The organism is Kribbella sp. NPDC051137, assembly GCF_040682535.1.
In the GTDB taxonomy this organism is placed as follows: domain Bacteria; phylum Actinomycetota; class Actinomycetes; order Propionibacteriales; family Kribbellaceae; genus Kribbella; species Kribbella karoonensis.
Window position 1 is genome coordinate 264,058 of record NZ_JBFBBI010000009.1, and the last position, 11,146, is coordinate 275,203.

Below are 11,146 nucleotides of genomic sequence, written 5' to 3' on the forward strand. Positions count from 1 at the left end.
GGGCGGCCGCGGCGACAGCCACGGCCAGGACTACATGCCGTGGAGGCATCACGTGAACCATCCCAACCTGCGCCGGCGCGCCGCACTGCTTGCGGGTGCCGCGCTGATCACCACCGCCTTGGTGGCTCCACCAGGCTCGGCAACGCCGGCCACCGCCACGCCTACCGTCAACCGCTTCGGCTTCGCACCGGGGCGGTACATCGTGACGCTGGCCGACAAACCGCTCGCAACGCACCAGCGCGACATCAGCAACGGGAAGGCGTACCGCAGCTACCTGAGCAATAAGCACGCACAGGTCGCGGCCGCCGTCGGAGCGAAGATCGACCACGACTACTCGGTGACCCTGAACGGTTTTGCGGCCGCGCTGACCTCTAAGCAGGTCAACGAGCTGAGCAAGACGCCTGGAGTCGTTTCTGTCGTTCCTGACCAGTTGCACCACGCCCTGGACGACCGCAACCCCACCGACTTCCTCAAGCTCTCCGGAGCAAGCGGTGTCTGGAACAAGCTCGGCGGTACGGCGAACGCGGGCAAGGGCGTCGTCGTAGGAGTGGTCGACACGGGCATCTGGCCCGAGAGCGACTCCCTGTCCGCTCCCAAGCTCGGCACCGAACCGCCGACCTCAGCCGACCCGTACCGCCCGTACCTCTCTGGTTCGACGACTGTGATGGAGAAGGCCGACGGCAGCACCTTCACGGGCAGCTGTGAGACCGGGCAGGACTTCACCGCCGATCTGTGCAACACCAAGCTGATCAGCGCGAAGTACTTCGGCGACGGCTGGCTCAGCCTGATCCCGCCGGACCGCCGAGCCGACTACGTGTCGCCGCGGGACGGTGAGGGCCACGGAACGCACACCGCGACGACGGCAGCCGGCAAGGCCGACGTAGACGTCAAACTGGGCGGCCGCGACCTCGGCACGGTGACCGGTGTGGCCCCTGCGGCCAAGATCGCTGTCTACAAGGCACTGTGGTCGGGCAAGAACGCCAACGACTCCGGCGGTCTCACCTCGGACATCGTCTCCGCGATCGACCAGGCAGTGGCCGACGGCGTCGACGTCATCAACTACTCGGTCGGCTCCACGATCGAGTCCCCCGCCACTGACCCGATCCAACTGGCGTTCCTGTCGGCCGCCTCGGCCGGTGTCTTCGTCTCCGCTGCCGGCGGCAACTCCGGCCCGGACGCGTCGACCCTCGACAACACGTCCCCGTGGGTGACCACTGTCGGCGCCAGCACGGTCGCGCCGTGGAACGGGACCGTCGTACTGGGCAACGGTCAGAAGTACGCCGGTGTCAGTACTACCGTGGCGACCGCCACCGGCAGCAAGCCCCTTGTCACTGGGACTGCCGTCAAGAACGCAGGCGCCAGCGACGCGGACGCACTGATCTGTCTGGCGAACACGCTGGATCCCGCGAAGACAGCCGGCAAGATCGTGGCGTGTGACCGCGGTGTCAGCGCCCGTGTCGACAAGTCCGCCGAAGTACAGCGGGCAGGCGGCGTCGGCATGGTGTTGCTCAACCTCTTCGACCAGGACGTGGTCGGCGACTCCCACGCCGTACCAACGGTGCACCTGAACACGCCGGGCGCGTTGTCGGTCCGTTCGTACGCGGCGCAGTCCGGAGCGACGGCAGAGCTCGTACCGGGCAACACGACCAGTACGACGACGCCGTACCCGCAAATGGCCGACTTCTCGTCGCGCGGCCCGTCTCTGTCGAGCAAGGGCAACCTGCTGAAGCCTGACCTCGCCGCACCGGGTGTGAACGTGCTGGCGGCCGTAGCACCGCCGACCAACGGGGGCCAGAGCTACGCGTTCCTCTCCGGTACATCGATGGCTGCACCGCACGTGGCCGGTCTGGCTGCGCTCTACCTGTCCAAGCACCCGGACTGGTCGCCGATGGCGGTCAAGTCAGCGCTGATGACGACCGCGGGCGACGTACTGACCTCTACTGGGGCTGTTGACACCAACCCGTTCGACGCGGGCGCCGGTGAGGTGCAGCCGTCGAAGATGCTGGACCCGGGTCTCGTCTACGACTCCTGCGACACGGACTGGCTGGGCTACCTCGAGGGTACGGGCGTCAAGACCGGGACCGGCGTACCTGCCATCAACCCGAGCGACTACAACGCCCCGTCGATCTCTGTGGGGCAACTGCTGGGCACGCAGACCATCACGCGCCGCGTGACCGCCGTGACCCCGGGGCTGTACCGGGCGACGGTTTCTGTGCCCGGCATGAAGGCCGTGGTCACCCCGTCGATCCTGAACTTCAGCAAGGCCGGTGAGACCAAGTCGTTCACGGTGAAGCTCACTCTGGACACCGGCGACTCCGGTACGACCACCAACGGCTGGCTGACCTGGCAGGGCGCCGGCAAGACCGTACGCAGCCCGATCGTCGCCGTACCGACCTCTGTGCTCGCCCCGACCGCGGTGACCGGCACAGGCGCCTCCGGCTCCACGTCATTCACCGCCACCGTTGGCAAGGCCGGCGTACCGATCCGGGCGTACGGCGTCGTGTCGGCCCCGTCGGTAGCCGGCGCGGTCCCGGCCGGCGCTGCGGACGCGGACCTGCCCGACTACCCGGTCACGGTGACCTCACAGACCAAGGCAGTGCAGTGGAACATCAAGACCGTCGACCCGGCCGGGAGCATCTGGCTGGTGCTCTACAAGGTCGTGAACGGTCAGATGCAGGCCCTGTCGTTCGTAGGCGACGGCTCGAACCAGGCCTCGGCCAGCCTGGCCGCACCGACACCTGGCGTGTGGGGCGTACTCGCCATCACCTTGTCGAACCCGCCTGGCGCCAGCACGACGCAGTACACGATGCAGACGAACGTCGTGACCGGCGGTAGCTCGCTCAAGGTGACACCGTCGTCGGCACCGGGCGCATTCAAGCCGTTCCAGGTCACGGCCTCGTGGTCGGGCCTGCCGACCGACAAGCGGTCCACCGGGTTCATCGAGTTCCCGAACCGGGCCGGGACGGTGGTGACGATCAACTAGATCCAGCGGCGGCGGGCAGCTTGAACGCCCGCCTGGAACCGGGTCTGCGCGCCGAGAGCATCCATCAGCGCGCGGACCCGGCGCTGTGTCGTCCGCGGACTGATCCGCAACCGCCGGCTGATCATGTCGTCCGTGGCGCCGCCCGCCAGCAGCATCATCACGTCCCGGTCCGGCGCCCGCAGCTCCGCCACGCCACCGTCGGCCTCGAGCTCGGGCATCGGCACCGCAAGCCCCCACAACATCTCGAACGTCGCAATCAGCCCGTCGAGCAACCCGGTCGACCGGATCAGCAGATGACACTCCGCCGGCGCCCGCTTGGTCAACGCGACCAGCGCCATGTTGTCGTCCCCGAGCACCATCTTCATCGGCATCTGGGGCAGCACCCGGCTGTGCTCCCCCGCCGCCCGAAGCTCCGGCAGCACCGCCATCACCTCGTCGGACTCGAACACCTCGAACCCGTAGATCGCCCGGTACGCCAGCCCGTCCCGCAACCGCTCCAACTCGAGCTCCTGCTGCGACGCCGGCGGCGCCGAGTACGGACCGCGATCCAGCGCCCGGATCTGCTCCCGGCAACTCCGCTGCATCTCCTCGTACGCCGCCAGCAACGTCGGCCCGTCCTCGATCAACTCAACCTGATTCCCGTCCAGCACCGGCTTCCCCCGAGCCGCCCGCAACTCCTCCACAACCCCCCGAAGCCGCACCACCTGCTCGTCAAGCTCATCCAGCGGATCCCTCACCCCCGCACACTAAACCGCGTGAAGTAAGTACCCCACCCACTGTCTCAAACGCGCCTCAACCGATCGTCAGGATCTTGTTCACAGTGAACGCCTGCCCATGATCAGCATCCCCCGGGAACCACACCCGATACGCGATGGTGGAGGGCTGCTCGAGGGCTGGACCGCGGCGCTGATCGACACGTACTCTCCGCCGCCCAGGCATGCGCCGGGGCAGGCGCTGGCTGATCTGGCGGTAACGATCGCCGATGGTGGAGACGCGTTGCGGTGCTGGACCTGGCGATCGCCGCGCTGCCCGACCCCGGAATCGGGTTCACCCCCGGCTACGGAATCGGCGAGAACGCCCGGCAGACCATGCGGTCGAAGGGGTCGTAGGTCTGGTTGCGGGTGTAGGTCGGGTTGCCGGTGGTGTCGAACCTTTGTTGGCGGGTGAGGCGGTCGTAGCCGTCGTAGGCGTTCTGCTCCACCACCTGCAAGCCGACATCCGACGTGGTCGTCCGCCCGAACACGTCGTAGCACTGGTTCACTGTTGTCGACCCGGTGACCGTTTTGCCGAGGCGGTTGCGGTCGTAGGTCATCGTCGACACGGTCGCGCCGATGGTCTGCTTGGTGGTGTTGCCGGCCGCGTCGTACTCGTAGGCCTCGTTGTCGCCCTTGTCGACACCCGACTTCGTGACGGCTGCGAACTGCCGGGCCGGGGTGTAGCTGTAGGTCGAGGCCTGATCCAGATAGTCCGAGCTCCCCGCCTTCAGCACCTTCTCGACGTCGAGGGAGCGGTCGCCGTCTGGGGTGTCGAACAGCGAGTAGCTTGAGGTTGATTCGTCTCGTCGCACGGGACTAGGTAAGGCTCAATGCCATGTTCGGCGGCTACTCCAATAGAAATTCGAAACGGTCTTCCCATCCAAGGTCAATGTCCTGTTGAACGACCTCTTCCAACACCGCTTTGATCCTCGCGAACAACTCTTCCCCTAGTCGTGATCTACTGACCGCAGAATTTGTCCAGACCAATCTCACAGGACGCGGCACGTCGGCCAGCAGTCGGTCGCGCAGCGCGGCAAGATTTCTTCCGTAGTAATCACCGAATTCCAACTGTCGCTCGAGGATTCTGTGAAGGTCGCGCTCGGAAAACACATCGCGCCCATCGATCAGAACTGTGCCCATAGTCACCAGCCCGGAAGTTGATACAGCCGCTCATGGTGATCAGGAGTGACATACGCCAGTCCATCGTTCGAATAGAGTAGACGAGTCCCAGGCTGCTTCGCCCTGCGCATTGCGTTCGATAGGCCAAGGTCAGCTTCGTAGCAGGTGCGGCCTGCAGCAGTGGGGAGTCCGATAGCTGCCGGGTCCCTGAACACGTCACCCCCAAGTTGACCGCCTGAAACGTAGTTGCCAAGCGCCTTTCCAGGTTCCCAGCCGGCGGCGGCCGCCTGCTCCTTGGTTACGTAGTTCGCAGGTAGCTTCCCCGTAACCCTGAGGCTCTCCATCAACGGATTGGCCAACTGCGCCACTGCCAGATCTTCCGAGAGCTTGGCCGCCAAAGCCGCGTTCGCTGCTCTTGATGCTCGCCACGCATCTACGGTGGCTACGATCCCTCTCCCGACGCGAGATACACCGGCAGCTCCAGGAATGGGCACGAACATCAGGAGGTCGAGGATCTCCCAGCCGCTTCCGGGATGACGGTATGGCCCGTATTTGCCGACGAAGCCCTCGGGCATGACGCAGCCGGGTCCGCCGTTGCAACCGGCCATTTCGAAGAACCGGTCCGGGTTGGGACGGGCCACAGGTTCCGACTGTGTGGTCTGTCCAGTCGTGCTGCTCGCCGCGGGTGGGGGCGTCGGGTCGGTCGTGGTCGGTGAGGCAATGGTGGGTGGAGTGGGATTGTGCCGGTCAGCCATCGAGTCGATGGCGTAGTGGCCGTTGAGTTCAATGCGGCTGATCGGGTTGCCGCCGCCGAACATGTACCGGTTCGCGTTCCACGGATCGGTCCCCAGCCCGAGGTCGGACAGGGCGCCGTTGAACATGTCGCGGGTGAGGAACCGGTTCAGGCCGGGGTTGTACTCCCGGAACCCCATGTCGTAGGTGCCGGTCGCGCCGTCGAAGCGGGCGGAGTTGAACCGGTACGGGTTGACGATGTCGGCATCGTCGCTAGCGGTGCCGGTGATCTTGTCGTCGCCGGTGGTGCCGGGTCCTGTCGGGCTGCCCGTACGCGGTATACCGATAGGTCGACGCGGTCGACCCTGACGAGTCCGTCAACGTTTCGACGTCGCCGTGCGGGTTGGTGCCGTAGAACGTCTTCTTCGACGTCGAACCGTTCACCGGAGCATCGACCAGCGACAAGTTCTCGCCGGACGCGCCGTACGCATACGACCTCGACGTCTTCCAGGTCCTGGTGCTGTCCTTCTCCTCCTCGGCCGTCAGCTGGTTCGCCAGACCCACGAACGTGTACCTGGTCGTGACCGAGGCTGCGGTGCCGACCTTTTCGGACTGAGAACTTACGCGGTCGGCCGACGGTCGAGATTGTAGGCGGCTTTGGTCCTGCAGTGCGCCGTCGGAGTAATCGCCCAAGGCCTGGGGTGCGCTTGGCGTCGTCGCCGGGCACGGTCCGGGTGCGATCGACTTACTGGCCGAGCTGGTTGTAGCCGCGGGCTTGCGGTGACGGCGGATCCCGTCACCGTCTTGGCGCTTACCGGCCACGATCTGGTCAACTTCGTCACGATGGCGGCGCACCTGCCAGACGGATTCGCAACTTCTCGGGCGATGCCTCGTTGGAGTCATCTGGCTCCTCGCCGGTCAGCGCACTCAAATGGGTAGGAGCCAAGGCGTCAGTTGCTGACCTCGCGATCCAGTTGCCGCAAAGCGGGACCGATGAGAAGTTCATCAACAAGATCGATGATGTCGTCGCCCATCAAGCCATAGAGATCGTCATAGCCACCCCAGAAGACCCCCGCTTCGTCGATCATGAGGGTCATGTGCGAGTACTCACCGGCCGGCGTAACTGATCGCCCAATGCCCTCAGCGTAAGCAAGACACCAACCTACGTCCGCACGCCGAGCAGCGTCGTGGCCGTCTATCCGCACGCTCTTACGGCCGTCCTCAGAATGGATCGTCAGCCCCGAGAACTCGCTCAGGAAATTCCTGGCCGGAGGCACCAGCACATGGCCCGCCGATTCCAACTCACCAATCATGCTGTCGACGTCTACATGCCGACCTGGACGCCAGCCAGCTCGACGCAGCAAGTCCTTCGCCCCCATCACTGGCCTGGCACCCAGGGTGCGCAATTCTCGCACGGCGGGAAGTAGTCACCAGTCCTGGTATGCACAGTGTAGAACACTAGCCGGTCAATGATAGCGGCCTCTGCAGCAGGATCGGCAACGCCTTCGAGTTGTCGCACACAAGCCGCAACTTCGGCACAATTGTTCGCCAGCCGATGCTCCAGCGAGGGATTGGGCACGAATCCCGTTGCCAGAACCTGTGGCAGGTTCTCGTCCACAATTGTCTCTGACCGGTCCCTGAGACCCCGGCCTTCTCCAAGAGCAACGCACGCATGGCAGCGGGACATCTCAGCGCGTCCGGCGTTCGGGCCAAGACGGCGCCTCCAAGCCTCGAGGGGAAGCCCAGCCGTTCGGCAGAGGCGTGGGTGCGTAGAGGGCAGGTGGTTCAGCGATGCCATTCCAGAAGAACCACAGGTGGCCGCTAGCCGGGCAGCGGTACATGATCGTCGACTCCGTGTACAGATCCTCGGCATCGACCAATCCTTCGAACGCATCGAAGTCGGCGTCAGAAAGACATCGCCACTCATCTGGATTCGGAATTGACCCGCTCGTCGACAGCACATGACCGCAGACGCACGAGAACTTCGCCACGATCAGCCTCCAAGAATGATGATGTCGGAGATGTTACTCGTGACCCCTTGGACTCGGGCCAGGAGTGCGGCTGGATCGACATCTGTCAGCGGCGACTTGCTCAGGTCGAGGGCATCGTCCTTGCTCAGCTCACTGCGGCCCTCCCGCTCGGCCCGGGCCCGGTTGACCCAGTTCCCCCAGCGTCACGGCGACCACACCCAGGTCCCTGGCGACCTGCGCGACCGGATTCCCGCCTCTTCGACGATCCGGACCGCTCCCTCACGGAACTCCCGGTCGCACTTCTTAGGCTTCTCAGGCATCTCGATCCCTATTGTCGATGCCGCTACGCTCCCGGGAGAACGTCACTACCCTGTACGACTGCACGTCCTGGTCAGGCCGACACGATCACACCAGCCACATCAGTCACGCCACGGTCCACCTGAATGGTTTCCATTTCTGAGGGTGTCGGGGCCGAACGCAAGCTATCAATCAGGCGCCACAAAGCCCGCGCTCTCAGCTTCGACGTTACGAAGCTGCGCCGCCACCAGAACGTTGCGTGCGAGCGGGGACAGGTAGACCGTCGAGTCGCCAGCCACGATGAACAGGTCGGAACCGTCCCAGCCTTGAGGATCGAGTTCCGACCCCACGCCCAGCGATCGCGGTGCGCCGCATCGTCCAATGACCTGGAGGAGGGAAAGGTTTATGGCTGCCGGATTGCCAGTGACGTCACGGACGTGACGGACCAGCCAGTAAGCCCGGCCCGCGACAGCACGGCCACAAATGCAGGACTCACTAAGAAGAGCGCAGCCCAGTAGGTGGGGACCAGGTCCCCAATCTTGCCCGCATCTGCCACCCCATGGAGATTCGCAACTCCGGCTTGCGCCGCCAGCATGAGGCGCGGATATGTTCCTCCCAGGTCACCTAGATCCACTCGAGCCCAGCGCGGATCCTTGACATCGAGGCGCGCAACTTCGGGACCTGCCAGCTCAGTAGTGGACATCGAAACCGTACTTTCCGCCCATCATGCGACCGAAGTCCAGGACCTGGGCCTCGTTGGGCGAGCCGCGCAAGAAGGCACCCCAATCCTCAGCGTCCTCGGCGCTCCATCCTTGGTGCTCGATCCTCGGCACCCACGTGCCGAACTTGGGCGCGTTAGCGTCGATGCCCAGACGGGCGAAGTCCTGACTGAACTCTACGGGCAAGACGTGGTGCGCATCATCGCCGAGGCGGTGGCGCCGATGGTCTGCTTGGTCGTGTTGCCGGCCGCGTCGTACTCATAGGCCTCGCTGTCGCCCTTGTCCACACCAGACTTCGTGACCGCGGCGAGCTGACGGGCCGGGGTGTAGGTGTAGGTCGAAGCCTGGTCCAGATAGTCCGAACTGCCCGCCTTCAGCACCTTCTCGACATCGACGGAACGGTCGCCGTCAGGGGTGTAGAACAGCGAGTGCGACGAGACCAGCTTCCCGGCGCTGGTCTTCTCGGACAGGATCCGCTGCAGACCGTCCTCGTGATACGTGTACGTCGCCACGTTCCCGTTCGGTTTCGTGAGCGTGGAGCGCCAACCATGCGGGTCGTCCGAAGCCGGGCATGACCTGTGGTACTCCGGAAAGCACAAACGCCACGGCGGAAACATCCAGGTCCTGACCAGCCCGACCGGCTATCCCGAATGGGTCAGCGAGGTCGAGCCCGGCTCGACCCACGACATCACCGCCGCCCGCGAACATGCCCTGCCCGCCCTGTACTCAGCCGCCGCCTGCGGTCTGCCCACCCTGACCGACAAGGGCTACGAGGGCGCCGGCATCGGCATCATCGTCCCCACCAAGGGCCGCAACCTCGCCTCCGACAACCAGACCCGCAACACGATGATCAACCCACTCCGCGCACCCGCCGAACGCGCCAACGCCCTACTGAAACGCACCTGGAAAGCACTCGAACGCATCACCCTCGACCCCTGGCGAATCGGCCCCATCACCGCCGCCGCCCTCGTTCTCCTACACCTTCAATGCCCAGCCCGGTGAGAAAACCTCGCTGCCGTTAGGACCGAAGAGACCGGGACTGTTGATCGGAACCTGGAAAGGTTCGCCCTGGGTGACATAAGGGGGCCTCGCCAGGCCAACTGTATGAAGGTGCGCCAAGTCTGGTTGATGAAACTTGATCAATGGTAACTGGTCAGGTCGCCGCGGCGTGATTACTGAGGTGCGGGTAGCCAACTTACATTTCGCTGACCACCTGACCAGTTACGCCACAATGAGACCTCGCGAAATACGAACGCCAAGATGCTCCAGATCATCGGCGCCTCCTCAACACACACGCCTCACCGCATTCTAGAATGCTCCGTATCGTTGACAGTGACGGGAATCCAGTCCATTTTCGTCATCCTGCCTTCGACACCACGATCGACCAGATATCACCCACCGCCGGGAAATCATTACCCGATGTTTCATTTACGACAAAAATCGAGACATGAGAATCCTCGACACGATATGAATCGTATCCCGACTGACTATTACCTTCCTCCAGAGAGGCGCCTTTCCGCGCAACCTCTACACGCAAGTCTACAAAGGAAACCGTTCGGGAAGTCTCGACAAATGCAGCCTTCAGGGGCTCGGGAACGACAAGCCCACCACTCGCGAGCCGATGAACTTGCGCGGCGAAACTCTCACATATCCCGCCAAACAAACTGAATTCCAGGAGTCCATAATCCATGCGCAGGGACCGCTTCCTGCGATCCGCGACGCACCGCTCACCAAGCGCGTCTCGAATCTGCTCGGCCGAACTTCCGACCCCTACGCCCGCAACCAGCCCTGACACGGCCATCTGTGCAAGGAACTCGGCGCCACTCACCTAATCTTCTCCAGTGCTTTAATGAGGAAATTCATTTCGGCAGCCCTGTTGATCAAGTTACCCCAATTATGAGAATTCATGCCCGCCATGGCTGACCCAGCCTTGTCGATCAAATCAGCCCTCAGATAAGGATTCCCCATAATCGCATTACGTGCTGCGTCGATATCCCGCGCGCTCGCCATACCGGTACTGAGACGAATACCTTCGAAGCCAACTCCGCCGGCCTCGGTCGGAAAGATTCGGACCTCCGAGCCTCCGACATGGATATGTGCACCCTTCGTCGCCCAGTCCGACGCCGCAGGAGAGATCCTAATGTTCGGCGCCGCACAGTTGTGGACCAGGACCGCATCTTCGCCTGCCTGCACATAGTACGTGTGGATGCCCGCGACGGTCAGGTTGTAGGCCGTCAGATCGTTGGTACTGATCGTGCTACCTGTGACTGTGACGGCGTCACCGTTGGCACTGCGGAGATGGTCTCCTGGTCGCAGGTCGATCGCGGAGACCCATTCGCCGCGGTTCTCGACCCAGAACGGGTGCTGGTCCGTCGCGTGGATCGTGCTGCCGTTCGAAAGTCGTATGGCGACCATGGTGTGAGCACCGGCGTGCCTGATCAGGTCAATCACCTTCTTGGCTGCCGTCAACCCGGTGATCAGGTCGGTGGCGATCACCATGTCACCGAGTGCGACGTCTTTGATCGCCTAGATCTCCGCAGTCACAAGCCCGCCGGCGCCGTACACCTTCTT

Annotated in this window: 10 protein-coding genes and 1 pseudogene; 2 read left to right on the top strand and 9 right to left on the bottom strand. The window is 63.9% G+C overall.

Annotated features, from left to right (window positions below; genetic code table 11):
- The first annotated feature begins 52 nt into the window (after positions 1-52).
- The gene (locus AB0M51_RS41175) at positions 53-2,983 is read left to right on the top strand and encodes a S8 family peptidase (protein ID WP_363754212.1); all 2,931 of its coding nucleotides are present in this window, start codon (positions 53-55) and stop codon (positions 2,981-2,983) included.
- On the opposite strand, the gene AB0M51_RS41180 is transcribed toward AB0M51_RS41175, so the two are convergent.
- The 7 genes from AB0M51_RS41180 to AB0M51_RS41210 all read right to left on the bottom strand — a co-directional run bounded on the left by AB0M51_RS41180 (position 2,980) and on the right by AB0M51_RS41210 (position 9,087).
- On the bottom strand, positions 2,980-3,720 hold the full coding sequence (locus AB0M51_RS41180; RefSeq protein WP_363754215.1) for a hypothetical protein: 741 nt from the start codon (positions 3,718-3,720) through the stop codon (positions 2,980-2,982). The two genes, AB0M51_RS41175 and AB0M51_RS41180, sit on opposite strands and share 4 nt — an antisense overlap.
- 320 nt (positions 3,721-4,040) lie before the next feature.
- Positions 4,041-4,550, bottom strand: a complete 510-nt coding sequence (locus tag AB0M51_RS41185) for a hypothetical protein (RefSeq protein ID WP_363754218.1) — start codon at positions 4,548-4,550, stop codon at positions 4,041-4,043.
- 34 nt (positions 4,551-4,584) lie between these two features.
- On the bottom strand, positions 4,585-4,878 hold the full coding sequence (locus AB0M51_RS41190) for a barstar family protein (protein ID WP_363754221.1): 294 nt from the start codon (positions 4,876-4,878) through the stop codon (positions 4,585-4,587).
- A 2-nt stretch (positions 4,879-4,880) separates the two neighbouring features.
- Positions 4,881-5,936 carry an RHS repeat-associated core domain-containing protein gene (locus tag AB0M51_RS41195; RefSeq protein WP_363754274.1) on the bottom strand — a complete coding sequence of 352 codons (1,056 nt, stop codon included), beginning with the start codon at positions 5,934-5,936 and terminating at the stop codon, positions 4,881-4,883.
- Positions 5,863-6,153, bottom strand: a complete 291-nt coding sequence (locus AB0M51_RS41200; protein WP_363754224.1) for a hypothetical protein — start codon at positions 6,151-6,153, stop codon at positions 5,863-5,865. Before AB0M51_RS41200 ends, AB0M51_RS41195 begins: the two co-directional genes overlap by 74 nt.
- Positions 6,154-6,539: 386 nt before the next feature.
- Positions 6,540-6,968 carry an SUKH-3 domain-containing protein gene (locus tag AB0M51_RS41205; RefSeq protein WP_363754227.1) on the bottom strand — a complete coding sequence of 143 codons (429 nt, stop codon included), beginning with the start codon at positions 6,966-6,968 and terminating at the stop codon, positions 6,540-6,542.
- A 1,783-nt stretch (positions 6,969-8,751) separates the two neighbouring features.
- Positions 8,752-9,087 (bottom strand): hypothetical protein, encoded by a 336-nt coding sequence (locus tag AB0M51_RS41210; protein WP_363754230.1) that lies wholly within the window; start codon positions 9,085-9,087, stop codon positions 8,752-8,754.
- A 46-nt stretch (positions 9,088-9,133) separates the two neighbouring features.
- Here AB0M51_RS41210 and AB0M51_RS41215 point away from each other — a divergent pair.
- A pseudogene (locus AB0M51_RS41215) lies at positions 9,134-9,577 on the top strand (transposase family protein); the annotation flags it as partial.
- A 355-nt stretch (positions 9,578-9,932) separates the two neighbouring features.
- On the opposite strand, the gene AB0M51_RS41220 reads toward AB0M51_RS41215, so the two are convergent.
- Both AB0M51_RS41220 and AB0M51_RS41225 read right to left on the bottom strand, forming a co-directional pair.
- Positions 9,933-10,403: a hypothetical protein gene (locus AB0M51_RS41220; RefSeq protein ID WP_363754233.1), complete on the bottom strand. Its 471-nt coding sequence runs from the start codon at positions 10,401-10,403 to the stop codon at positions 9,933-9,935.
- Positions 10,400-11,098 (bottom strand): polymorphic toxin-type HINT domain-containing protein, encoded by a 699-nt coding sequence (locus AB0M51_RS41225; protein ID WP_363754277.1) that lies wholly within the window; start codon positions 11,096-11,098, stop codon positions 10,400-10,402. The genes AB0M51_RS41220 and AB0M51_RS41225 overlap by 4 nt, the downstream gene beginning before the upstream one ends.
- Between the last annotated feature and the right edge of the window lie 48 nt (positions 11,099-11,146).